The organism is Actinomadura meridiana, assembly GCF_039537545.1.
GTDB classification, from domain to species: domain Bacteria; phylum Actinomycetota; class Actinomycetes; order Streptosporangiales; family Streptosporangiaceae; genus Spirillospora; species Spirillospora meridiana.
Genome location: NZ_BAABAS010000011.1, coordinates 23,111 through 45,214, shown reverse-complemented (window position 1 = coordinate 45,214; position 22,104 = coordinate 23,111). Strand labels below are relative to the sequence as shown.

Annotated in this window: 25 protein-coding genes, 1 tRNA gene and 1 pseudogene; 16 read left to right on the top strand and 11 right to left on the bottom strand. The window is 68.2% G+C overall.

Annotation, left to right across the window (positions count from 1 at the left end; translation table 11 throughout):
- Positions 1-20: 20 nt before the first annotated feature.
- The 5 genes and pseudogenes from ABD808_RS38530 to ABD808_RS19735 form a co-directional block, all read right to left on the bottom strand.
- Positions 21-152: pseudogene (locus ABD808_RS38530) on the bottom strand (DUF4360 domain-containing protein); the annotation flags it as partial.
- A 152-nt stretch (positions 153-304) separates the two neighbouring features.
- A complete protein-coding gene (gene fahA / locus ABD808_RS19750) occupies positions 305-1,519 on the bottom strand; it encodes a fumarylacetoacetase (protein ID WP_344898737.1) in 1,215 nt (404 codons plus the stop codon).
- 29 nt (positions 1,520-1,548) lie between these two features.
- A complete protein-coding gene (locus ABD808_RS19745) occupies positions 1,549-1,683 on the bottom strand; it encodes a hypothetical protein (protein ID WP_344898735.1) in 135 nt (44 codons plus the stop codon).
- Positions 1,671-1,895: a hypothetical protein gene (locus ABD808_RS19740; RefSeq protein WP_344898733.1), complete on the bottom strand. Its 225-nt coding sequence runs from the start codon at positions 1,893-1,895 to the stop codon at positions 1,671-1,673. The genes ABD808_RS19745 and ABD808_RS19740 overlap by 13 nt, the downstream gene beginning before the upstream one ends.
- Before the next feature lie 5 nt (positions 1,896-1,900).
- Positions 1,901-2,884, bottom strand: a complete 984-nt coding sequence (locus tag ABD808_RS19735; protein ID WP_344898731.1) for a DUF2637 domain-containing protein — start codon at positions 2,882-2,884, stop codon at positions 1,901-1,903.
- A gap of 109 nt (positions 2,885-2,993) precedes the next feature.
- Between ABD808_RS19735 and ABD808_RS19730 the strand changes: the two genes are divergently transcribed.
- The 5 genes from ABD808_RS19730 (at position 2,994) to rlmB (ending at position 8,051) form a co-directional block, all read left to right on the top strand.
- Positions 2,994-3,770 carry a DUF6585 family protein gene (locus ABD808_RS19730; protein WP_344899001.1) on the top strand — a complete coding sequence of 259 codons (777 nt, stop codon included), beginning with the start codon at positions 2,994-2,996 and terminating at the stop codon, positions 3,768-3,770.
- 102 nt (positions 3,771-3,872) lie between these two features.
- Positions 3,873-4,238 carry a YciI family protein gene (locus ABD808_RS19725; RefSeq protein ID WP_344898729.1) on the top strand — a complete coding sequence of 122 codons (366 nt, stop codon included), beginning with the start codon at positions 3,873-3,875 and terminating at the stop codon, positions 4,236-4,238.
- Positions 4,235-5,500, top strand: a complete 1,266-nt coding sequence (locus tag ABD808_RS19720) for an RNA polymerase sigma factor (RefSeq protein ID WP_344898727.1) — start codon at positions 4,235-4,237, stop codon at positions 5,498-5,500. The genes ABD808_RS19725 and ABD808_RS19720 overlap by 4 nt, the downstream gene beginning before the upstream one ends.
- A 10-nt stretch (positions 5,501-5,510) precedes the next feature.
- Complete coding sequence (cysS, locus tag ABD808_RS19715) at positions 5,511-6,908, top strand: cysteine--tRNA ligase (protein ID WP_344898725.1); 1,398 nt, start codon at positions 5,511-5,513, stop codon at positions 6,906-6,908.
- A gap of 198 nt (positions 6,909-7,106) precedes the next feature.
- Positions 7,107-8,051, top strand: a complete 945-nt coding sequence (gene rlmB / locus ABD808_RS19710; protein WP_344898723.1) for a 23S rRNA (guanosine(2251)-2'-O)-methyltransferase RlmB — start codon at positions 7,107-7,109, stop codon at positions 8,049-8,051.
- Here rlmB and ABD808_RS19705 read toward each other — a convergent pair.
- Both ABD808_RS19705 and ABD808_RS19700 read right to left on the bottom strand, forming a co-directional pair.
- Positions 8,023-9,189: an RNA polymerase sigma factor gene (locus ABD808_RS19705; RefSeq protein WP_344898999.1), complete on the bottom strand. Its 1,167-nt coding sequence runs from the start codon at positions 9,187-9,189 to the stop codon at positions 8,023-8,025. The two genes, rlmB and ABD808_RS19705, sit on opposite strands and share 29 nt — an antisense overlap.
- Positions 9,189-9,515, bottom strand: coding sequence for a YciI family protein (locus tag ABD808_RS19700; protein WP_344898997.1), 327 nt, complete (start codon positions 9,513-9,515; stop codon positions 9,189-9,191). The genes ABD808_RS19705 and ABD808_RS19700 overlap by 1 nt, the downstream gene beginning before the upstream one ends.
- Before the next feature lie 130 nt (positions 9,516-9,645).
- Between ABD808_RS19700 and ABD808_RS19695 the strand changes: the two genes are divergently transcribed.
- The 9 genes from ABD808_RS19695 (at position 9,646) to ABD808_RS19655 (ending at position 16,520) form a co-directional block, all read left to right on the top strand.
- A tRNA-Thr gene (locus tag ABD808_RS19695) sits at positions 9,646-9,721 on the top strand.
- Between the two features lie 594 nt (positions 9,722-10,315).
- The gene (locus ABD808_RS19690; protein WP_344898721.1) at positions 10,316-11,728 is read left to right on the top strand and encodes an MFS transporter; all 1,413 of its coding nucleotides are present in this window, start codon (positions 10,316-10,318) and stop codon (positions 11,726-11,728) included.
- A gap of 161 nt (positions 11,729-11,889) precedes the next feature.
- Positions 11,890-12,210: a hypothetical protein gene (locus ABD808_RS19685; protein ID WP_344898719.1), complete on the top strand. Its 321-nt coding sequence runs from the start codon at positions 11,890-11,892 to the stop codon at positions 12,208-12,210.
- Between the two features lie 49 nt (positions 12,211-12,259).
- On the top strand, positions 12,260-12,838 hold the full coding sequence (locus ABD808_RS19680) for a hypothetical protein (RefSeq protein WP_344898717.1): 579 nt from the start codon (positions 12,260-12,262) through the stop codon (positions 12,836-12,838).
- A gap of 23 nt (positions 12,839-12,861) precedes the next feature.
- Positions 12,862-13,512 (top strand): HD domain-containing protein, encoded by a 651-nt coding sequence (locus ABD808_RS19675; protein WP_344898715.1) that lies wholly within the window; start codon positions 12,862-12,864, stop codon positions 13,510-13,512.
- A 210-nt stretch (positions 13,513-13,722) separates the two neighbouring features.
- Positions 13,723-14,280, top strand: a complete 558-nt coding sequence (locus ABD808_RS19670; protein WP_344898713.1) for a dihydrofolate reductase family protein — start codon at positions 13,723-13,725, stop codon at positions 14,278-14,280.
- A gap of 817 nt (positions 14,281-15,097) precedes the next feature.
- On the top strand, positions 15,098-15,283 hold the full coding sequence (locus ABD808_RS19665) for a hypothetical protein (RefSeq protein WP_344898711.1): 186 nt from the start codon (positions 15,098-15,100) through the stop codon (positions 15,281-15,283).
- Between the two features lie 248 nt (positions 15,284-15,531).
- On the top strand, positions 15,532-15,993 hold the full coding sequence (locus ABD808_RS19660; protein WP_344898709.1) for a hypothetical protein: 462 nt from the start codon (positions 15,532-15,534) through the stop codon (positions 15,991-15,993).
- Positions 15,994-16,007: 14 nt separating this feature from the next.
- Entirely contained in the window at positions 16,008-16,520 is a 513-nt protein-coding gene (locus ABD808_RS19655; protein WP_344898707.1) for a Shedu anti-phage system protein SduA domain-containing protein, read from the top strand.
- A 72-nt stretch (positions 16,521-16,592) separates the two neighbouring features.
- Here the strand turns inward: ABD808_RS19655 and ABD808_RS19650 are convergent, their stop codons facing one another.
- Genes ABD808_RS19650 through ABD808_RS19640 form a run of 3 tightly spaced genes read right to left on the bottom strand, consistent with a single transcriptional unit; the run spans position 16,593 to position 17,970 of the window.
- Positions 16,593-16,724 (bottom strand): hypothetical protein, encoded by a 132-nt coding sequence (locus tag ABD808_RS19650; RefSeq protein ID WP_344898705.1) that lies wholly within the window; start codon positions 16,722-16,724, stop codon positions 16,593-16,595.
- A 60-nt stretch (positions 16,725-16,784) separates the two neighbouring features.
- On the bottom strand, positions 16,785-17,687 hold the full coding sequence (gene folP / locus ABD808_RS19645; RefSeq protein ID WP_344898703.1) for a dihydropteroate synthase: 903 nt from the start codon (positions 17,685-17,687) through the stop codon (positions 16,785-16,787).
- A gap of 52 nt (positions 17,688-17,739) precedes the next feature.
- Positions 17,740-17,970: a hypothetical protein gene (locus tag ABD808_RS19640; protein ID WP_344898701.1), complete on the bottom strand. Its 231-nt coding sequence runs from the start codon at positions 17,968-17,970 to the stop codon at positions 17,740-17,742.
- 705 nt (positions 17,971-18,675) lie between these two features.
- Here ABD808_RS19640 and ABD808_RS19635 point away from each other — a divergent pair.
- The gene (locus ABD808_RS19635) at positions 18,676-19,827 is read left to right on the top strand and encodes a hypothetical protein (RefSeq protein ID WP_344898699.1); all 1,152 of its coding nucleotides are present in this window, start codon (positions 18,676-18,678) and stop codon (positions 19,825-19,827) included.
- Positions 19,828-19,945: 118 nt separating this feature from the next.
- Entirely contained in the window at positions 19,946-20,569 is a 624-nt protein-coding gene (locus ABD808_RS19630) for a translation initiation factor IF-2 N-terminal domain-containing protein (RefSeq protein ID WP_344898697.1), read from the top strand.
- Positions 20,570-20,643: 74 nt separating this feature from the next.
- On the opposite strand, the gene ABD808_RS19625 is transcribed toward ABD808_RS19630, so the two are convergent.
- A complete protein-coding gene (locus tag ABD808_RS19625) occupies positions 20,644-22,095 on the bottom strand; it encodes a DHA2 family efflux MFS transporter permease subunit (RefSeq protein ID WP_344898695.1) in 1,452 nt (483 codons plus the stop codon).
- Positions 22,096-22,104: the final 9 nt, after the last annotated feature.

The window sequence follows — 22,104 nt, the reverse complement described above, 5'->3', positions numbered from 1 at the left end:
ACTGGTCCTTGCGGCCAATAGTGGCGGGTGCCGAGGGCGGCTCTCGCGCCCTTCAGCAGGAATGTGTAACCGCGGTGGTCCGTTGCGGAGATGGCGTAGGTGAACGCGCGCGGGGCCTGCACCTCCAAGGAGACCATGCAGGTCTTGCGGCGGTCGGTAGGCGTCCACGCCGATCTTCAACTCCACCTCAGGGGAATCGGCTGATCGTCGAGCGTTCCAATCAACCAGAGAAATTGAACGTGCTCGTTGTGTCGAAGTCGCGGCGTGCGGGCGCGCGTGGTCGACGGTGTCTCGCAGTGGGGCGTCAGGGCTGAGAGGCGGGGTGGATCGTGCCGGTTACCTCGCTGAGGGTTATGGGGGAGCCGGACGCGCCCGGTGCCTGGGCGCGGACCGTCACCGTGTCGCCGTCCTCCAGGAAGGTGCGTTTGGTGCCGTCGGGGAGGTCCAGGGGCTCGCGGCCGTCCCAGCTGAGTTCGAGCATGCAGCCGCGCTGGTCGCGGGTGGGGCCCGAGACCGTCCCGCTGCCGAACAGGTCGCCGGTGCGCAGGGTGGCGCCGTTGACCGTGGCGTGCGCGAGTTGCTGCGGCGACGTCCAGTACATCGACGCGAAGCGGGGACGGCTGACGACCTGGTCGTTGATCAGGACCTCCAGCCGCAGGTCGAGGCCCCATCGCTCGTCGCACCGGAGGTAGGGGAGCGGGGCCGGGTCCTGGACGGGCGGCGACACCCGCGCGGGCTCCAGCGCCGCGACCGGCACGACCCACGAGGAGATCGACGTCGCGAACGACTTGCCGAGGAACGGGCCCAGCGGCCGCGACTCCCACGCCTGGAGGTCGCGGGCGCTCCAGTCGTTCAGCAGCACGAAGCCGAACACGTGGTCGCGGAAGGAGCCGGTCGGGACGCCGCGTCCGGCGGCGGACGGGACGCCCACCACGAACCCCACTTCGGCCTCGAAGTCGAGCCGCAGCGACGGCCCGAACGTCGGCTCGGGTTCGCCCGGCGTCCTGCGCTGTCCGGACGGCCGGATGATCGGCGTCCCGGACGGAAACACGGTCCCGGCGCGCCCGTGGTAGGCGACGGGCAGCCGTTTCCAGTTGGACGGCAGGGTCTCGTCCCGGGGGCGAAAGATCCGACCCGTGTTCCGGGCGTGGTGCTCGGAGGAGTAGAAGTCGACGTAGTCGGCGACCTCGAAGGGGCGCCGCAGTTCCACGTCCGAGACGGGGATGAGGTGCGGTTCGACCCGGTCGCGGTACGTCTCGTCGGTGAGGAGTTCGACGAGGCGGGCGCGGTTGGCGTCCCAGGCGGGGCGTCCCGCCACCATGAAGGCGTTGAGGGAGCCGGACGCGAAGCAGCGGCGGTCCTCCACCAGGCCCGCCTCGGACATCGCGGCGAGGTCGAGGACGCGCCCGCCGATGGCCGCGCCGACCCGGGGCAGCTCGCCCGGACGGGAGAAGATCCCGTACGGCAGGTTGTCGATGCCGAAGCCGCCACCCGTGTCGGCCCACGAATCGGTCGTCATGCCGCAATTTCTTCCCCAGCGAACCCTTTTCATCCGGTCAGGTTTGCCGGAAGTGTCGCCAGGGCGACGTCGATGTCGTGGGTGCTGACCGCACGCAGCAGGCGGCGTGTCGCCACGGTCTCGGCCTCGCTCAGGGCGAGCAGCTCGGCGGTCAGGCCGGACACGTCGGTGCGTTCGAGGTCCTGCCGGACGTCGCGTCCACCCGCCGCCGCACGAGACGCGGCGAGCAGGACGTTTCAGAACGTTGTCCGGGTTCGCGGAACACGGCGGCCGCCCTGGCCTGATCGGCGTCCCAGGGCAGCGTGATCCGCACCGCCGACGGCCGGACCCGGGGTTCGGCGCGGACGGCGTCCAGCGCCACCGCCGACGACGTCACGCCGGTCAGCCCGCGGGCGGCGTGGGCCCGCTGCGGAAGTTGCTGGACGGCGGCGGGTTCAGATCACCGGCGTCGGGATCCTCGGCGCGGTCGGTGGGCTCGGCGTCGTCGTCCTCCTCCTGATCGGCGACCGCCACATGGTTGGGCATCACGATGTCAGGACGGGTCGTCGACGAGGCGGGCCGCGCGTCCGAGCCGTCCCGCTCCCGGGTCCTGACCAGCTCGACGTCGGTCGGCAGGAGCGTGGGCGCCACCGGAGGCTCGACGGGCGCCGCCGGAGGCTCGGTGGGCGCAGGCGGGGGCTCGACGGGCGGCGCGGGGTCCGGAATGGTGTCCAGCGGCGGCGGCTCAGGCTCGGACGACAGGCTCGGCGGTTCGAGATCGTCGTCGGGCTCCTCCCGGGGGAACGGGATGATCGGCTCCCGCTTCGGCTCGGGCGCGGGTTCCGCCGGGGCCTCCAGGGCCAGCGGCTCGGGCACGGCGGGCCCGAGCACCTTGACGTGACCGCGCTGCGGCTCGACGTTCTCGGGCTCGGCGGTCGCGGGACGCGCCACCCGGATCTGCTTGAACATCGTCAGCCACAGCCAGACCCCGAGCACCAGCATGATCTGCGGCGCCACCGCCACGCCCGCGCGGACCCCGTCGTGGGGCAGTTCGGACATGCCCCAGACCGAGTCCTGGACGGAGATCGCGGCGCCCCCGGCGAGCAGGAGCAGCAGCAGCGTCCAGCGCAGCAGCCGCGTCCACCAGTGGGCGTTCCGAGTGATCACCAGGGACAGGATCGTCATCGCGGTGAGCGTGTCGGCGATCGCCGGGTAGAGCGGCGCCCAGCGGTCGCCGACGCCGCCGTGGCGGGCGAGGTCGCGGAGCACGTCGTAGGTCAGCGCGAACGCGGCGCCCGCCAGCACGGCGACGATGAGGCCCGCGAGGGCGGTGAGCAGCCGTCGCTGCACGGGGGTGAAGGCGGGCCTGGTCGGGTCAGATGGCATGTTTCTCGTTCCGGGAGGGGCACCTGGGGTCCTGAGGCGAGATTAGCCAGCCCGGCCGGTGGTGGCCCGTCAATAGGAATGATCACTTTCGCGCTGCGAGCGATATGAGCTGAGACGTACGGTATGGACGACGACATCCCGAGGGGAGGCTGCGATTCCGGGGGATCGCCTCGGCGAGCGCGTCCGGACCTTCGACGGCCGGGCCGCCGACCACCGCGCCTGGACCTGGCTCGCGCTGCTGGGTCTGGCCTCGCTCGCGCTGATACTGGTGGCCGTCGTCTACCTGCACGATCGGGACTGGTGGGCGGGCCTCTTCGCGCTCGCGCTGTCCATGGGCTGCGCGGCGGCGATCGGCTGGGTCGCGGGACACGACCGCCTGCGCGGCCGGTCCGTGACGCTCCACACCGGCGGCCTGTCGATCACCGGGCCCGGCGGACCGGCGCGCTACGGCTGGGACGAACTGGAGTCCGTCACCGTGTCGGGCGTCCGGAACGCTCCGCGCGACCGCACCCGCTGGACCTTCACGGTCGTCGCGGACGACGGGACCGTGCTGCGCCTCGGCGACGACATCCGTGACGTGCGCGAACTCGGCGAGGCGGTGGCCCTGGAGGTGACGTCCCGCGTCGTCCCGCGCCATCTCGCGGCGGTGAAGGCCGGTGAATCGGTCCGGATGGGTCCGTTCACCATCGACCTGGACTGCGTCGAGAAGGACGGCGAACGAATCCCGTGGCCCGGCGTCAGCGCCGTCGACATGGACAACGGCCTCGTCACCGTGCACACCCGTGGCGCCCGCGCGAATCTCGTCGCCGTGGCAGGGCAGATGCCGGACGCGTTAGCGTTCACGGCACTGTGCGACCTGGTCAGGGAGCTGACCGAACCTTCCTGAGATTTTTGCCCTGCGGATGTCGAGAACGTTTCCGCGGTTCCGATCCCGTTGTGAGGGCGGCCCGAACCGGGCCCGTCCACTCATCGACGAGGAGACACGACCATGAAGTACATGCTGCTGATCTTCAACCGTCCCGGCTTCGTGGAGGAGCTGTCCGAGCAGGAGCGCCAGGACCTGTTCGGCGACGTCGACAGGATCATGCGGGAGCTGGACGAGTCCGGCGAATGGGTCACGGGCGAGGCGCTGGCGGACCCGTCCACGACGAAGACCGTCCACGCGAAGGACGGGCAGCCCGCCGTGACCGACGGACCGTTCCTGGAGGCCAAGGAGCACTTCGCGGGCTTCCTCACCGTCGACTGCGAGTCCGAGGAACGGGCCGTGGAGATCGCCAAGAGCTGGCCGGACGTCCGCTACGGCGGCCGCTTGGAGGTCCGGGCGATCATGGTCGAGGGCGGCGCGGAGATGTGACGGGGACACCCGCCGTCGAGGACCTGCTGCGCACGCTCGCGCCGCGGGTCCTCGGCACGCTCGTCCGGCGGCACGGGGCCTTCGACGCCTGCGAGGACGCCGTCCAGGAGGCGCTGCTGGCCGCCGCCGTCCAGTGGCCGGAGGACGGCGTCCCCGAGCATCCGCGCGGCTGGCTGCTGACCGTCGCGACGCGGCGGCTCACCGACCGGTGGCGCAGCGAGCGGGCCCGCCGCGACCGCGAGGCCGCCGTGTTCACGCGGGAACGCGCCGACGAACCGGACCCGGGCCCGGACGAGGACAGACCGGCCGACCACGACGACACGCTGACGCTGCTGTTCCTCTGCTGCCATCCGGCGCTGACCCCATCGTCGCAGGTGGCACTGACACTGCGGGCTGTCGGCGGGCTCGGCACGGCGCAGATCGCGCGGGCGTTCCTCGTCCCGGAGACGACGATGGCGCAGCGCGTCAGCCGGGCCAAACAGAAGATCAGGGCGAGCGGGGCGCGGTTCGTCCTGCCGCCGCCTCAGGAGCGGGACGAGCGGCTGCGCGCCGTCCTCCAGGTCCTGTATCTGATCTTCAACGAGGGGTACACGGCGTCCAGCGGCCCCGACCTGCAACGCGCGGACCTCACCGCGGAGGCGATCCGGCTGGCCCGCGCGCTGCACCGGCTGCTGCCCGACGACGGCGAGGTCGCCGGACTGCTCGCGCTCATGCTGCTCACCGACGCCCGCCGCGCCGCCCGCGTCGGCGACGGCGGCCTGCTGATCCCCCTCACCGAGCAGGACCGGACGCGCTGGAACCGCGACGCCGTCGCCGAGGGCGCCGCGCTGATCACGGCGGCGCTCACGTGGTCGCCGCCCGGCCCGTACCAGGTGCAGGCCGCGATCGCCGCCGTCCACGCGGAGGCGGCGCGGCCTGAGGACACCGACTGGCCGCAGATCCTCGCCCTCTACCGGCTCCTGTCGCATCTGGCGCCGAACCCGATGGTCACGCTGAACGAGGCGGTCGCGCTGGCGATGGCGGACGGCCCGTCCGCCGGGCTCGACCTGCTGCGCCCCCTCGATGACGACGCCCGCATGTCGGGACATCACCGGCTTTTCGCCGTCCGGGCGCATCTGCTGGAGATGTCGGGTGATGTCGAGGCCGCGATGGCGGAGTACCAGCGGGCCGCTCGGGCGACGACGAGCCTCCCGGAACGCCGCTACCTGGAATCACGCGCCCGCGGGGTCAGAGGCGCGACGGGGGACGCGCGATTCCAATAAACTGGGGCTTGTGAGTCTGCGTTTCTACGACACCGGCACCCGCGACGTCCGCGCGTTCGAGCCCCTGGAAGAGGGCCGCGTGAGGATGTACGTGTGCGGTGCCACTCCGCAGGCGGCTCCCCACATCGGTCATCTCCGCTCTGGCGTGATCTACGACGTGCTGCTGCGGTGGCTACGGGCGTCCGGCTACGACGTGCTGTTCGCCCGCAACATCACCGACATCGACGACAAGATCATCGCGGTGTCGGCGGCCGAGGACGTGCCCTGGTTCGCGGTGGCCGAGGGCAACCAGCGGGTCTTCACGCAGGGTTACGACCTGCTCGGCTGCCTGCCCCCCACGATCGAGCCGCGCGCCACCGGCCACATCCCCGAGATGGTCGGCCTGATGCGGCGGCTGATCGACAAGGGCCACGCCTACCCGGTCGGCGGCGACGTGTACTTCGACGTCAAGTCGTGGGCCGACGAGTACGGCTCGCTGTCGAACCAGCGGCTGGAGAACATGCGGTCCGCGGGCGACACTCCCAACGAGTCGCTCAAACGCGACCCGCGCGACTTCGCGTTGTGGAAGGGCGCCAAGCCCGGCGAACCCTCCTGGGAGACGCCGTGGGGTCCCGGACGGCCCGGCTGGCACCTCGAATGCTCCGCGATGGCGACCAAGTACCTGGGCCCGGTCTTCGACATCCATGGCGGCGGCGTCGACCTGATCTTCCCGCACCACGAGAACGAGATCGCCCAGTCCCGCGCGGCTGGTGACGGGTTCGCCCGCTACTGGCTGCACAACGGGTTGCTGACCGTGCATGGCGAGAAGATGAGCAAGTCCGTCGGCAACGTGGTGTTGCTGCCCGACCTGCTGGGCAAGGCCCGTCCCGTCGAGGTGCGGTACTACCTGGCGTCCGCGCACTACCGCTCCCTCATGGACTACACCGACGCCTCCCTGGCCGAGGCCGTCTCCGCCTACCAGCGCATCGAGGGCTTCGTGACCCGCGCCGCGGAACTCGTCGGCGCCGCGCCGCCCTCGCCCGCAGTGCCCGCCGCTTTTGCCTCCGCGTTGGACGACGACCTGGGCGTCCCGCACGGGCTCGCTGTGCTGCACGAGACCGTCCGAGAGGGGAACGGCGCCCTGGCGTCGGGCGACCACGACGCGGTACGCCGCCACCTCGCGAACGTCCGCGCCATGGCGGCCGTACTCGGCATAGACCCCCTGTCCGTCCAGTGGAACCGCACCGGCGAAGGCGACCTACGCCCCGTCGTGGACGCACTCGTCGCGGTAGCGCTGGAACAACGCCAGGCGGCCCGAGCCCGCAAGGACTACCCGGCCGCCGACGCCATCCGCGACAGCTTGGCCGAGGCCGGAATCCTCGTCGAAGACACCCCCCACGGCGCCCGCTGGGAACTCAAACGCGGCTAACGCCCGCCGCACGGCGTCCTGTGTCACGCGCTTGTGCCCTGCCGGGTTCGCTGTGTCATGCGCGTTGCATTATGTGCGTTTGCATTATGTGAGTGGCAGATAGACTTAGGCGTTCGCGGGGGTTCGCACCGTCCCGCTGAGACTTGAGCCGCCCCGAGGGCGGGCGAACCGCAACCGTCGCGAGGGACGTACCTGATCATGGCCAAGCGCAAGGGCAAGGGACCGACCCCCAAGGCCGAGGACCGGCACTGGCACGGAAAGCGCCAGAAGGCCCGCGCCGTCAAGAGCTCCAGGCGGACCGGCACCCAGACGCTCGGCCCCGGCGGACGCCCGAAGCCCGCCGAGACCGGCGGAGACCGCACCTCCGGCCGTCCGGGCCCTGGACGCCCGGCGGGCGCACGACGCGCGACCGGCGAGGTCCCCGAACTGGTCACGGGCCGCAACCCGGTCGTCGAGGCCCTCCGCGCCGGAGTCCCCGGGACGGCCCTGTACGTGACGGGCGGCACCGACGAGCGGATCCGCGAGTCGATGCAGCTGGCCGCCGACCGCCGGATCCCGCTCCTGGAGACCGGCAAGAACGAACTCGACCGGCTGACGGACAACGCCGTCCACCAGGGCATCGCCCTCCAGGTCAAGCCGTACCGGTACGCGCACCCCGACGACCTCCTCACCGGACGGGCCCCGCTGATCGTCGCGGTGGACGGCATCACCGACCCGCGCAACCTCGGCGCCATCGTCCGCTCCGCGGCGGCGTTCGGCGCCGCCGGGGTCGTCATCCCGGAACGCCGCGCCGCCGGAGTGACCGCCGGAACCTGGAAGTCGTCCGCAGGCACCCTCGCCACGGTCCCCGTCGCCCAGGCGACCAACCTGACCCGCCAGCTCAAGGCGTACCAGAAGGCAGGCTGCTTCGTCGCCGGACTAGACGCCCGCGGCGAAACCGCTGTAGCCGACATGGACATCGCGTCCGGCCCCTTCGTGCTCGTCGTCGGCTCCGAAGGCAAAGGCATGGGACGCCTCGTAGCCGACACCTGCGACCTGCTCGTCACGATCCCGATGCCGGGAACCGCCGAGTCGCTCAACGCGGGCGTAGCCGCCGGAATCGCCCTGTACGAGGTCAGCCGACTCCGCTCAACCGCTCCCTGAGAAAGGCCAACTCGGCCTCATTCGTGGTCCGCTCAATGGCCTCTTCGTAAGCCGCCCCGGCCTCCGCATCCCTCCCCAGCCTCCGCAACAGATCAGCGCGGACCGCATGGAACAGGTAGTAACGGCCGAGATCAAGCCCGTCCACAACCCCCAACGCGTCTTCAACCCCCACGACCTCAGCCAAGGCCACAGCCCGGTTAAGCGCCACCACCGGACCAGGCGCCACAACCATCAACTGGTCGTACAACTCCAGAATCTGCCCCCACTGCGTATCCTCGGCCCGCACCGCATCACTGTGCACCGCGTTGATAGCCGCCTGGATCTGATAGGGCCCCGGCCGACCCCTCCTCAAACACTCCCGCACAAGGGATTGCCCCTCCCTAACCAGCTCCCAATCCCAAGCGCCCCGATCCTGATCGGCAAGCAGCACCAACCGTCCACCCCGCGTCCGAGCACCCCTCCGCGACTCAACCAACAACATCAACCCAAGCAACCCCAGAACCTCAGACTCCCCAGGCATCAACTCCCTGAGCACCCGCCCCAACCTGATCGCCTCAGCTCCCAACTCCTCCCGCCCGCCATACCCCTGGTTGAACACCAGATAGATGACAGCCAGCACCCCCGACAACCGCTCCGGCAGATCAGCCTCGTCCGGCACCCGGTACGGGATCCCCGCGTCCCGGATCTTCCCCTTGGCCCGCACCAGCCGCTGCGCCATCGTCGCCTCCGGCACCAGAAACGCCCGCGCGATCTCCGCCGTCGTCAACCCGCCCAACAGCCGCAACGTCAAAGCGACCCGCGCCTGCAACCCCAACGCCGGATGACAACACGTAAAAACAAGCCGCAACCGCTCGTCGGGCACGCCCCCCACCTCAACGGGCTCCACCGCACCCACCACCAACGCCTCAGCCTGCTTCGCTCCCCGAGCAGCCTCCCGCCGCAACCGATCAATCGCCTTGTTCCGCGCCGTAGTGATGACCCACCCCACCGGAGCGGACGGCGCCCCGGAAACAGCCCACCTACGAACCGCCTCAGCAAACGCCTCCTGCACGGCCTCCTCAGCCAGATCGAAATCACCAAAGTCCCGGACCAGGACGGCCACAACCCGCCCATGCTCCTCCCGAAAGACCCGCTCGATCAGGCTTCGCCCTGAAACGGCCGCACCTCCATCGGCAACCCCGTCACCCGCGCGTACCGCGCCGCGATCTCCAACGCCGCGTCCAGATCCTCGACCTCGACGATGATGACCCCCCCAACATGCTCCTTGCTCTCCGCCCAGGGCCCATCGGTAGCGATCACCTCGTCCCCCCTGAGCCGCACCACAGTGCTCGCCTCAGGCCCATGCAACGGCCTCCCGAACACCCAGGCCTCCTGCGACTCCAGCTCCCGCCGCACCTCCGCGAGCTCAGCCATCACAGACTCCAACACCTCCGGCGGCGGCACCACCCCCACCGGCTGAATCATGTTGAGCGCATACAGCTTCATACCTCCCCCTCTCCCCTCACACGAGCCCCTCTCACCCGTCCCCCAAAACTCTCCCAACCCCACACTCGCACGAGCCCCCACCAAGTCGACTACGATGCGGAACGAACAAGCCGGCGTAGCTCAATTGGCAGAGCATCTGTCTTGTAAACAGAAGGTTAGGGGTTCAAGTCCCCTCGCCGGCTCCACGATCCACCAGGCACTTCACCCGCTCCGGGTGGATGATTACTCCATCGCCTGTAGCAGTTCCGTAGCAGTCTTCGTTCCGAAGAGCGTCCTCCCGAGCCGGGCCGCGCCCTCGTCCATCAGCAGCGTCGCCGCAGTGTCCCGGGCCGCGAGCACCTTGTGCTGCTCGACGCCGGCCTCGACGAGCAGATCCCGCCGCTCCCCCCAGTCCCTGTGCGGGTCGATCGGCCGCCCACTCCACTATGTGAAAACCACGCCGTGGCCTCCCACTGGTCCCCGGCCGACGCCTGTCCGCACGCTGCCGCTCCACTGGACCTTCAGCAGCGCGACCAGCTCCGGGGCGACACTAACGATCTTCTGCCGCCTCTCCTTGATCTCCGGGAACACCAGCCCGCCGCCCTTGCCCGGTCGCGTCGCCGATGGCTCATCCTGGCCAACCTCACTGAGAACCGCCGAACTGCCCCGATCAGAGAGGATGGCGAGTGGAATGTGGTCGGAAGCACCGTCTCTGGCCAAGAATCAGAGGTTGTCGGAACTCCCGATCGAGCTGCGTGCCCATGAGGGGATGCTCCTGGGCCGGAGGAGCTGATGCGCTGGTGACCCATGAGAAGGAAGCCGGTCTGCCTACGGCCGGGACGACACGGGACGGGCGCTCCAAACTGCTGGCGGGCATCGCGCTGTCCCAACTGCTTGTCGCCCTCGACTTCTCCATCGTCTACGTTGCCCTGCCAACGATCGGCGAGGAGCTGAGCTTCAGCGCGGTCACCTTGCAGTGGGTGGTCAGCGCATACGGCATCTTCTTCGCGGGTTTCCTGCTGCTGGGCGGGCGGCTGGTGGACGTGTTCGGCGCCGGACGGGTGTTCGCCCTCGCCCACGTTCTGTTCACGGTCGCTTCGCTGGGCGCGGGCTTGGCCCCGGCCGCCGCTGTGCTCATCGTCTGTCGTGCTGTCCAAGGCGCGGGTGCGGCCCTTCTCAGTCCCGCCACCCTCGCGTTGCTGCACGGGCACTACCCGGCGGGTCGCGAACGTGACCGGGCGCTGGCCGTGTGGGGCACGACCGGCGCCGCCGGTCTCGCCCTTGGCGTCGTGACCGGGGGCCTGATCCTCGCCGTCTCCTCCTGGCCGTGGATCTTCTGGATCAACCTTCCGGTCAGTCTCACCTGCCTCGGCGCGGTGGGCGCCCGAGTGCTCCGCGATAGGCCCGTACGGATCGCCAGGACCGTCGGCCTCCCGGGCGCGGTGATGGTCACCGCCGCGGTCAGCGCGCTCTGCCTGGTGTTCACCGAGCTCGCCCTGCCGCAGCCACGCGGACCGGTTGTACTCGGCGCCCTCGGCGGTGTGGCCGTGGTCGTCGCGCTGTTCGTGCGCACCCAGGCGCGCCGCGTGGACTCCCTCGTCCCGCTCGCCTTGCTGCGGACACCCGGCCTGCGTGGGGCATGCGTTGTCGCAGCCCTCTACATGGCCAGCCTGGGAGCGGAATTTTACCTGGTCACGCTCTTCCTGCAGCGTGTGCGCTCCCTGGATACCTTCGCCGCGGGTGTCGGGTTCCTCCCGCTGGCGCTCACGATCACCGTCGGCAACACGCTCGCGGGTCGACTCGCCGGGTCGTGGGGGCCGCGCCGTCTGCTCGCGGCGGCGTTCGGGATCGGCGCGGCAGGCCTGGGCCTGCTCGCGCTGGGCACCGGGGCGGATGCCTACTGGCTGGGCGTGCTCCCCGGCCTCCTGGTCAGCGGGCTCGGCCAGGGGATGGCGTTCACCGGCATGTTCATCGCGGGCACCCGCGACCTGCGGCCGGAGGCGAACGGCACCGGCAGCGCGATGATCACCGCGGCGCAGTACACGGGCGGGGCCATCGGCCTCGCGTTGCTGGTGTGGCTGCACGGCCCGGAGCCGGACGCCGGCGGACTCGGTCTCGCCTACGTCGCGACAGTCGTGATCGCGCTGCTGGCGCTGCCAGTGATCGCGACACTGCGGGACGGGGCCGAACCCCGGACCAGGGATGAACAATAACGCTGGGGCCGCCCGCGCAATAATGCTCGCTCGACTTGATGGGTCTTCGAACCCTTCGCGGTCGCACCGGGCGTGGAGATCAACGCCATGGTGGTCTTCTCCCTCATCGGCTCCTACGGTCTCGCCTGACGCGAGGCGCTCGGCCTGGTCTTCTGTCCGGCGTGCTCATGGTCGCCGTCACGCTGCTCGGCTGGCGCGGACGGGTGATCGACGCGATCCCGCCGGAGGTCAGATCGGGCCTGGTGCTCTCGGTGGCCGTCTTCATCGGGATGGCGGGTCTGAAGCTGGCCGGGGTGGCGGGCGACGGCGCCAGTTATCCGCACTCCTTGGTCGCCCGTGAGGCGGCCGCGCTTTACCTCGGGTTCGGTCTGGCGTGGTCGCTGAGCCGGCGGGCTCCACGCCGGCGTGCCGGTCGCGATCGTCGCCGGGGGCGTGTACTGCCGGTTGGCAGGCGTTCCAGCGCAGGCCACAGCACCGGGTGACTGGTCGGCCGCCCTTCTGGCCTTGGATGTCACCGCCATCTTCAACCCCATGGCCATCGGAATGGTGCTTGTGCTGTTCGCGCTGGACTTCTTCGGCAGCGTCGCCAAGCTGGTAGGGCTGTCGGCGAACACCTCGATTCAGCGGGTCGGCCAGGTCCCACGGATCCGGCAAGCGCTCTACGTCGACGGACTGGCTACTGTCGGCGGCTCCCTCGTCGGGTCGACCAGCTTCGTCACGTTCGTCGAGAGCGGGGTCGGCATTCGCGTCGGAGCGCGTACCGGGATCGCTTCGGTAGTGACCGGTATGCTGCTGGCCGGATGCGCTCTGTTCAGCCCTGTCGCGGGCTGGATACCGGCGGACGCGGCCGCGGGCGCCCTGCTGTTCGTCGCTCTGGGCCTGTTACCTGGTCACGCCGTGCTGTCCAAGATTGGTCCCGTGGCCCTGGCGATCGCGGCGACGATGGCTGCGGTCACCGCCACCACCGAGGCCCTCGACCAAGCGTTGCTGGCCGGGCTTGTGATCTTCCTGATCAGCGAACTCGCCCGCGGACGCAAGCCCGGCCTGGTTCTGTCCTTGATCACAGTTCTGCTCGCCGGGGGCGTGAGCCTGCAGTACGGCCTCGGCTGACCGCACACTCTGGAAGGCACGACATGACGGACGATCGCCAAGCCCCCCTTCTCGACCTCGTCGGGCAGCCGCGGGGCGTTCCGCCCCGACTCGCCGGACAGATCCGCTTCATCGTCGAGGTGGACAGGCTCAAAACCGTGCTCCGGCGAAGCCCGCTGATCGCCGCCAACCGCAGGGAGAATGACGCCGAGCACTCCTGGCACCTGGCGCTGATGGTCATGGTTCTTGCCGAGTACGCCGACGGGCAGATCGACGTGGAGCGGACGCTGCAATTGGTCCTGCTGCATGACCTTGTGGAAATCTACGCGGGCGACACCTTTCTATACGACGAGGTCGGGGCGCGAGACCAGGCGGAACGTGAGCAGGCGGCGGGCGACCGGCTGTTCGCCCTCCTGCCCGACGACCAGTGCGCGGAGTTCCGCGCACTGTGGGACGAGTTCGAGGCACGGAGCACACCTGAGGCACGATTCGCCAAGGCGATGGACCGGCTCCAGCCGCTCCTGCTCAACTTCAACAACCGCGGTGGCACCTGGCGCACCCCCGGCGTCACCGACACGGACGTCCGCCACCGCAAGTCCGTGATCAAGGATGCCTCGGAGGAACTCTGGAACTATGCCCAAATGCTGATCGACCTCGGCGCCGAGCGTGGCTGGGTGCCCCGCTCCGGCCGCTGACCCCGGGAGAAACCAGGACGCTTCCGGTCCCGTCTCGCTGCCCGGGCGCGGCCGCCCCCGCCGACAAAGCAGCGTCCAAGAAGGCAGCGCGATGAGTTTTGGGGGGACCGGCGGTCTGAGTGTGTGACTGATCCACCACCGAGCACGTGCTGATCGAGTGGTGCCGCTGGGACCGTCCCGACGCGGGCAGAAAACACACGGAGGCACCGGATGCGGAAGCTGATTCTGGGATTTTACGTCTCGCTTGACGGCAAGAGCGCCGACGCGGACAACGGAATCCGGGACGTCATGATGAGCATCGACGACCCCGAGCAGGAGAAGTACTTCGTTGGTCGGCTGTGGGAGGCCGGGGCCTTCCTCATGGGCCGCAACACATACGAGATCATGGCCGGATACTGGCCTGGCTCCGACCACCCTTCCGCCAAGGCAATGAACGAGGTCCCCAAGGTCGTGTTCTCCCGCACCCTCACAACGGCCGACAACTGGCCCGAGACCCGGATCGCCAGCGGTGACACGGCGGAGGAGATCGCCAAGCTCAAGGGCGAGCCGGGCAAGGACCTCGTCGCCGCCGGCGGCACCGAGTTCATGCACTCCCTGATCAGGCTCGGCGTGGTCGATGAGTACCGGCTGTGGGTGCTGCCCGCCGTCACTGGCAGGGGCGCCCCTCTGTTTCCCGAGCTGGATCAGGCCGTGAGCCTGCGCCTGGTGAAAAGCACTGCCTTCCCGTCCGGAGTCCTCGAATTGGTGTACGTGCCAGCCGACAAGTAAGACTCGGCAAGCGACGCATTATCAAGATGGCCCCGGGGGGGGCTGGTTGCGCCTGTAGTGAGCACACCGATGGGACGCGCCCGAAGCGGCGGCTTCGAGCCTCCCAGCCCCGGCAAGCTGGAGCACACTGTCGCGCCAGACTGTCTGTCACGCCGTCTCCCTGTCCGAGCGAACGAGCGCTCTGGATCGTGATGAAGGAAGGGGGAGGAGCGCTGAAGCGAGCATTGACGACGGTCTTGGACGACCCAGGACAAGGGCAGGATCGGAGGCCGAGGCCGCGACAGCGGACCATGGGGCGGATCTGTACAGCTGCGGAAAACGGCCGAACAGGACGACGAGTGCGGTAAAGCCGCCCTGGGGCAAAGGCGCGGTTCGACACGAATATTGCGCGCGGTTAGAGACGGCGTCCTTGGCCGGATGGTCGCGAGCACATTGGCATGACGTTCGCAGAGGCATCAAGTTTGGTGTGCGGAGCCTGCGGTTTGGGCGGTTCGCCTAGTAGCCTTGCCCAGGCATTCACCCGACCCGAACTGTTCGTGTCGGCCATATGCTCACCGAGGTCGACGAGGAGTTGGCGGCCGTCGTCGAAGCTCTGTGGCGTAATGGGTTCGAGACGCTGACGAGTTGTCAGAACGCGGGGGGAAAGCAACGCTGACTGGGTAGATCTGCTGCCGCACATGGCCGCGTACCTTGAATCGTGCCGGGGCTGGGCGTTCATTGACTTTCCAATCGACAGTGGGCTCTTTCGCAAAGGCCGGCCCGCGCGATGCTTTCTACGTGCGGAGGACTCATTAGGGCCGCGCCTGACTCCTGGGACGTGTTGATCAGGCCGTTCGATGCCGCGCTACTGGACGAGATCCGCGAGTCGGATTTCGGCCTGCGATTGCTGCAGGTGTGCTTCCCGCTGTATGACAAGGCCGAGATCCTCCGGCGACTCGAACGCTACGAAGCTGGAGAGCTTGTCGAACCTGCCCCTGCGGACTGGACGACCGTGGGGCGCTGACGCCGGAGCGAGCGGGTGTCGCGCTCGTCTGGGGCCCCAGCGCCATGCGGCTAGGTCACCGCGGGCTGTTATCGACGGAAGCTGGGAGCTTGTTGCGGGCCTTTTCTCGGCGAGGCATAGGGACTATGCCGCGACCGTAATGGGACACGAAGGCTAGCGGCTGCGTCCACCTCGACGGCTTTTCGTTGCAAACGACCGAACACGGCCAACGGCGCCGTTTGTCGGGCTGGCGCATGCATAATCTGGGGATGGAGATTCGCGCCGATCGGGCCTTGGAGCTTCAACTCAGGCAAATTGACGAACACGCGGTTGAGCAGCGGGTGAAGGAATGGATTTACCGTGCGCTCGCGCACATGGCTGGAGGGACCGGTGGGCATCGCCACGGCGGTGCGGAGTTGGTGGCTCTCCTGGCTGAAGCGCGGCAGAGGGCGGCGGACTACGACGAGTGGAACGTGGTAAGGCTGTTGCAGGACTCGATTGACTACGCTGAAGGGCGGATACTGAAGCCCGTTATGGAGGAACAGTATCGGCTGTTCCAGGACGGTCTGCGGAGTGAGACGTATCGCCAGTTCCTTGCGAGAACTTTGGAAGCGAACTTGAAGCTCTTCGTCGATGTTGGCGAAAAGGTCTTGGCGGAGCATCCGGGTGTCACGTTGCCTGACTCTTCTGTGGGCAGGCGAGTTTCAGCGGCGAGCGGCTGGACTTGCTGAGGTGCGGGCGGTGGTTGAAGACCCCGGGGGCGGCCGAACACCAACTCCAGAAGGCTCTCAGCGGACAGTACTGGATCTTCGGCGGGCGCTATGTCGATGACGAGAAGGCATACCGAAGGCTGGTGCCGGGCGATGAATATGACATTCCGCTGGTCCGTGCCGACGGAGCGCTCCAGATCGTGGAACTCAAACTGGCAATGGGCCTGCGTAGTCCATTGGTGAAGAAGCACCGCGGCTCGTGGGTGGCGGCATCCGCGGTCAACGACGTCGTGAGCCAGGCGATCGCGTATCTCGTCGGGCTGGACGAGCATCGGCTGAGAATCCGCGATGAGATCGGTATCGAGACGCGGCGGGCGAGCGCGACTGTTCTGATCGGCCATCCCGCGGCGCAGCCGAGCGCGCCTGAGGCCGCGATCCATGAAGCGTTCCGGACGCTGAACACGCACCTTGGCCGCGTCGAGGTTCTTACCTACAAGGAGCTGATCGACAACGTGGAGCGCTCGATCGGCGGCGCGGCCAGAAGCTGATCAAACAGCGTGTCTTGCCCTCAGGGAGTCAGCCGGGCCGGGGCCGACTACTTGGGTGATTGTGGTGGTTGGCTATGGGCGCAGGCGCTCGGTTTGGGGGTCGTAGCAGACGAGGTCGTGCTGCTGGGCGGCGAACGCGGAGGCTTCGTCGGCCATGCTGAAGCTCATGTTGATGTAGGCCAGCGCACCGCTGGTTTGATCCATCAGTGGACTCATCGCCCAGGGGGCATCATCGGCTTCACCGAGGGGTTGGGAAGTGGGGCGTCAGACTATGTTGTGGCGGGTGTAGGTCGGGGGGCGCCAGCCCAGGATGCTTTCGGTCATGTTTACTGTTTGTCTTGCTTCGTTTATGTCGTGGACGCGGACTATGCGGGCGCCGCCTAGGATTGAGACTACCAGGGTGGCTAGGGTGCCTTCTATTCTGTTTTCTTGGGGTTGGTTCAGGGTTTCGCCTATGAAGTCTTTGTTGGAGACTGCTACTAGGAGGGGGTAGCCGATTTCTGCTATTTCTGGGAGGCGGCGGGTTAGGTCTAGGGAGTGGTGGGTGTTTTTGTTCAGGTCGTGGCCTGGGTCGATTATTATGCGGTTGGGGGGGACGCCTCGGTTTTCGGCCAAGGTGATTCTTTGGCGGAGGAAGTCGGCTACCTCGGTTACGACGTCGGTGTATTCGGGGCGGGGGTAGGAGGTTCGGGGGTCGGCCAGGCTGTGGGTGATTATTAGGCTGGTGTTTGTTTCTGCTACTACGTCGGCCAGGGCTGGGTCGTGTAGGCCGCTGGTGTTGTTCAGGACGTCGGCGCCGGCGGCGAAAGCGGCTCGGGCTACCTCGGGGCGGTAGGTTTCTACGGAGATTACTGCGTCTGTGCGGGCGCGGGCGCCTTCGATTACCGGGACTACGCGGTTTATTTCTTCGTCGATTGTTACCGGGGGGCCTGGGGCGAAGGGGACGCCGCCTATGTCCAGCCAGTCGGCGTTGTTGTGGAGGGCCTCTTCTACGGCGATCAGGGCCTTGTCCAGAGCGAACGTGCGGCCCTGGTCGTGGAAGGAGTCCGGAGTGCGATTGATTATCGCCATTACGGCTACTTGCCGGGAAAAATCGAACGTGCGCTGGCCGATGGTGCGCTGAGGCTCGATTATCTCAGGGAAGTAGGCCGCGATGTTTTCTGGCACGTAAACCACCTAGATTGGACCGGAAGGCAAGCATAGCAAGGTGCGGGTCGTTCTAGCCTTCTGTGCGCGGGCGGCGGCGTCCCACGGTTGTTGCGGCGCGGAGCAGGCCGAAGAAGGTCAGGGATCCGATGACCACGAGGACCGTGGACAGGGCGTGCTCGCCGAAGCCGTCCGACTTGATGACGACCGCGCCGGAGCTTAGGACGAAGCCGACTTGAGCGACAAATAGTCCCGAGATTTCCACAATCTTGAGGAGGCCTGACGACGCCATCTCCTGGGCCACGTCGACTCGTTGGGGGGCTTCGTTCAGGCGATCTTCCAGGTCTGTTGACGCTGCGGTTAGTCTTTCATCCAGGCGCGTGGCGATGGTTGTGCCTATTGACTCGGTGCTGTGTTCGATTAAGATTTGCAGGTTGCGGGCCAGGATGATTGCGCGGCGTTCTTGTGAGAACTGTTCGTGGAGGAGGATGTCGTCGGGGTTCAGGTCGTTGATAGCCCTGTCTATTTCGTAGAGTGTGTCGTCGAACTGGCCGAGTTTCCGGTACGCGGTCGCACGGCGGTAGTAGACGATCTCGCCTTCTTGGCCGTGCGTCAGGCTGTTCGCGTGCGCTCCGCTGGCTGGTCGTTCTCGCGGTTCTGCCGTTGCGGCGGAACGCCCTGATCCATCAAACCCCTGCCGTCTGTCGCGTCCCCGATCCAGTCCAGCAGTCTAGGCCGCCGCCTCTCGCGTCGTCCGGCCCAGGCAGGACGTTGACGTCAGGATGTCCGCGCGCTGGTTGTCTGTGGACGCGGGGTCGGTGGGGCGTCTGTCTTGGACAGAAGGTTCGGCTCGGTGTTGCGGTGTGGGCTTGGTGGTTGCTTGGACGATGACGAAAGGGGGCCGGGTCTGTAGGAGAACAGTGCCGAAGATGACCTTGGTTGGGGCTGGGTGGGCCACGATGTCGTGACGGCATTGGCCCGCGATGCCCGGACGTGATGGGACGAGCCTGTGGAACTGCGTGACGAAGTCGAGAACGTTCTCCGAGCATGGGACGCCTACGAGATCGGACATGGTGGGGCGCCGGTCATCGACTTCGACTGTGCGCCCGGAGGGGGCGCGCCCGAGGCCGCTCCGGATCGGCTCGCGGTGTACCGGCGGCTCGTCGAGCTTCGGGAAAGGGCGACGGGTGTTGTGGCGGTGAGGTTGGACGCTGACCTGGCCTATCTCGGGGCGCTTCTCGGGGAGCGGCTGCCTCTCGACGACTATGTGCGTGCCACGCAGGGGTGTGGGGTGGCCGGGTGGTCGGACGCCTATGTCGCGGAGCAGGCCGAGGAAGTGCGGAAAGCGCTTGGTGATCTTGGGATCGGGTGGGGGGCGCGGGCGAATGCCGAGCTGAGGGAGGTCGAAGGGCTCCTTGATGTCAAGGAGGCGCCGGACGCCATTCGTCAGGCCGCTGAGGAGCTGGAGCCTGTTGTCCGGGCGGCGACGGAATGTAGCGCGCCTTATCGGCTGACGGTCGAGACCGTTGATCTGGATGTGTATTGGGCGTTCTGGCTCGACGGCGTCGGGGATCATGTGCGGCTGCGTCTCAATCTCGCCAATGTTGAGTTCACCGAGGTTGGCGCCCGGCAGTTCGCCCTGCATGAGGTGCTCGGGCATGGCTTGCAGAGTGCCGCGTTGACCAAGCAGGCCGCTGACGGGGACGTCCCGTGGGTGCGGCTGCTCAGCATTCACGCGCCGCAGTCGGTCATGTCCGAGGGGATCGCCCAGGCGTGGCCGTTGTTCCTGATGCCCGAGGACAAGGTGCTCACCACACGGGTACGGCTCGGGCATTACATGCAGCTCGTCCTTGCCCAGGTGCATCTGGCGATCAACGAGGGCACCTCGATTAGTGTTTGTGCTGATCGGGTGCGGGACGCTCTGCCGTGGTGGAGCGACAAGGCCATCGCCCGTTGTCTCACCGATCGGGGCGCCGACCCGCAGCACCGCAGCTACATGTGGTCCTATCCGGCCGGGATCGAGTGGTTCGCGGCTCTCGCCGAGGCGGACCAGGCCACGCGGGCCCTCGTGCTCAAGGACGCTTACCGGCTGCCGCTGGCGCCGGACGACCTGGCGGCCCGTTGGCCTGCGGGACCTCCCGTCGGCGGGCCCGGCGTCTAATGATCGTTTCGGGCTGTGGTGGATGGGGCTCCGCGATGCGCTGGAACTGAGCGGACGTCCTTCTCGTCTACACCGGTAGAGCGCGCGTCCGTGTCGTCTCACCGGTATAGGGAGAGCCATGGCGAAGGTCCGGGTCTACGAACTCGCCAAGGTATTCGGTGTCGAGAGTTCAGCCGTCATGGAGAAGCTCCAGGAGATGGGTGAGTTCGTCCACACGGCTTCAAGTCCTCTTGAACCGTCGGTGGTGAGAAGACTTACGGAGTCTTTCGCGCCCCAACTGTCACCGCGGTCGCTCGTCCCGAACCCGTCATGGCTTTCCGCGCAGCGCGGGCCCCAGAAGGACCCCGGGCCCACGGCGTCCGCGCCTCCGAGACCTGGCCCGAGACCGGACCCCAAACCGGTCCCTCCACCGCCTCGTGAGCCGTCCAGGCCCGCCGAGTCGCGGGGCGACGCGGCGAACCTGCAACAGGAAATCGAGGCGTCCCGGATCAAGCAGGATATTCTCAAGTCATGGGAGCGTCTGACCGGCTATATTCCGGAGTCCTATAACAATAGGGATTGGCTTTCCGGGAAGAGTCGGGTCAGTCGGGCCCGCGTGTCCTTCGCGCAGAGTGTGCGCAACTGGGTCGCGCATCCCGATGGAAATGAGCCTCAACTCGGCACTCTGCAGGACGCCCTGCGCGTCATGCATGAGATCGAACGCAAGCTTCCCGCGCGCCACCGGAATCACTCGACGTTCTGAGGAGGACGGCCCGTCCGGCACATGTCCCTGCCGTCTGGGGGAGGTGAACGTATCCGCTCCGGCCGACCCGGTGGTCACCTGTGGCGGGGGAGGAGCAGGGCGGGGACGACCGCCAGCGCGCCGATGACCAGGGCGATCCAGAAGGCGTGGCCGAAGGCGTCGGCCAGGAGGGGCGCGATGTGGATGCGCGCCTCGTCCGGCAGTGGGGCCAGCGCCGATCCGGCCAGGTCGGGTGAGCGGTCGGTGATCTCGCGTTGCAGGATCACGGCCAGCGCGGTGGTGCCGACGGACGCGCCCATCCGCTGGAGGGTGTTGATGGCGCTGGTCGCGCGCGGGATCAGCGGGCCGGGTAGCGCCTGGTAGGCCGCCGCCATGGACGGCATGATCGTCGCGCCCAGGCCGAGGCCGATCACGAACAGCGCGGCGGCCAGCAGGACGGGTGAGGTGTCCGCGTGGATCTGGGTGTAAGCGGCCGTCCCGAGCAGGCCGAGCATGATCCCGGTGGGGACGACGATCCCGGCGCCGAGCCGGTCGGTGAGCCGTCCGGCCAGGGGCATCGCGACCGCGGCGCCGACCGCCTGCGGGACGAGCAGCAGACCGGTGGCCAGCGGGCCGTGGCCCCGGACGACCTGCCAGTACAGCGGCAGCAGCACCAGGACGCCGAACAGCGCGACGGCCACGACGACGTTGGTCACGGCGGCGGCGGCGAAGGCGCGGCTCCGGAACAGCGAGATGTCGATCAGCGCCTGCCGGGTGCGGGCGTGCAGGACGTAGAGGCCGATCAGCACCGCCGCCGTGCCGAGGATGATCCAGGTGCGGGGCGCGTCCAGGGCGCCGGGACGTCCCGCCTCGGTGGTGCCGTAGACGAACGCGGTCACACCGCCGCAGAGCAGGACGAGACCCCGGACGTCCAGCCGCGCCGGGCGTGACGGGGAGCGCGGCAGGAGCCGCAGCGCGGCCACGACGGCGACCACGCCGAGCGGAAGGTTGGCGAAGAAGATCCACCGCCAGCCCGCCGTCGAGATGATCAGCCCGCCGACGATGGGGCCCGCGACGGATCCGAGCAGCATCGGCGTGCCGATGAAGCCCATCACGCGGCCCATCCGCTGGGGCCCGGCGGCCTGCGCGAGGATCGTCTGCGCCACCGGGATGATCATTCCGCCGCCGAGACCTTGCAGGACGCGGAACGTGATCAGGCTGGGCATCGACCAGGCGAAACCGCACAGCGCGGACCCGGCGAGGAACAGCAGCAGCGCGCTGACCCAGACGCGGCGGGCCCCGAACCGTTCGGTGGCCCAGCCGGTGATCGGGATGACGCCCGCCAGGCCCAGCATGTAGCCGGTCAGGACCCATTGGACGCTGGTGATGGACGCGCCGAAGTCCTCGGCGAGCGTGCGGGTGGCGACGTTGACGGCCGTCGCGTCGATGATCGACATGATGGCGCCGAGCACCACCACGACGCCGATCGCGACGATCTTCCGGTCGAGTGCGGGGACGGGCCCCTTGGCGGCCACTGTGGCGGTCATTTCGGTTGC

Bases quoted from the DNA above. Each gene is read 5' to 3' on its own strand.
- ABD808_RS19630 (WP_344898697.1), top strand. From the start codon at position 19,946: ATGGCGAAGGTCCGGGTCTACGAACTCGCCAAGGTATTCGGTGTCGAG.
- ABD808_RS19680 (WP_344898717.1), top strand. From the start codon at position 12,260: ATGGCCATCGGAATGGTGCTTGTGCTGTTCGCGCTGGACTTCTTCGGC.
- ABD808_RS19675 (WP_344898715.1), top strand. From the start codon at position 12,862: ATGACGGACGATCGCCAAGCCCCCCTTCTCGACCTCGTCGGGCAGCCG.
- ABD808_RS19700 (WP_344898997.1), bottom strand. From the start codon at position 9,515: ATGATTCAGCCGGTGGGGGTGGTGCCGCCGCCGGAGGTGTTGGAGTCT.
- rlmB (WP_344898723.1), top strand. From the start codon at position 7,107: ATGGCCAAGCGCAAGGGCAAGGGACCGACCCCCAAGGCCGAGGACCGG.
- ABD808_RS19725 (WP_344898729.1), top strand. From the start codon at position 3,873: ATGAAGTACATGCTGCTGATCTTCAACCGTCCCGGCTTCGTGGAGGAG.
- ABD808_RS19660 (WP_344898709.1), top strand. From the start codon at position 15,532: ATGGAGATTCGCGCCGATCGGGCCTTGGAGCTTCAACTCAGGCAAATT.
- ABD808_RS19670 (WP_344898713.1), top strand. From the start codon at position 13,723: ATGCGGAAGCTGATTCTGGGATTTTACGTCTCGCTTGACGGCAAGAGC.
- ABD808_RS19650 (WP_344898705.1), bottom strand. From the start codon at position 16,724: ATGGATCAAACCAGCGGTGCGCTGGCCTACATCAACATGAGCTTCAGC.
- fahA (WP_344898737.1), bottom strand. From the start codon at position 1,519: ATGACGACCGATTCGTGGGCCGACACGGGTGGCGGCTTCGGCATCGAC.
- ABD808_RS19735 (WP_344898731.1), bottom strand. From the start codon at position 2,884: ATGCCATCTGACCCGACCAGGCCCGCCTTCACCCCCGTGCAGCGACGG.
- ABD808_RS19625 (WP_344898695.1), bottom strand. From the start codon at position 22,095: ATGACCGCCACAGTGGCCGCCAAGGGGCCCGTCCCCGCACTCGACCGG.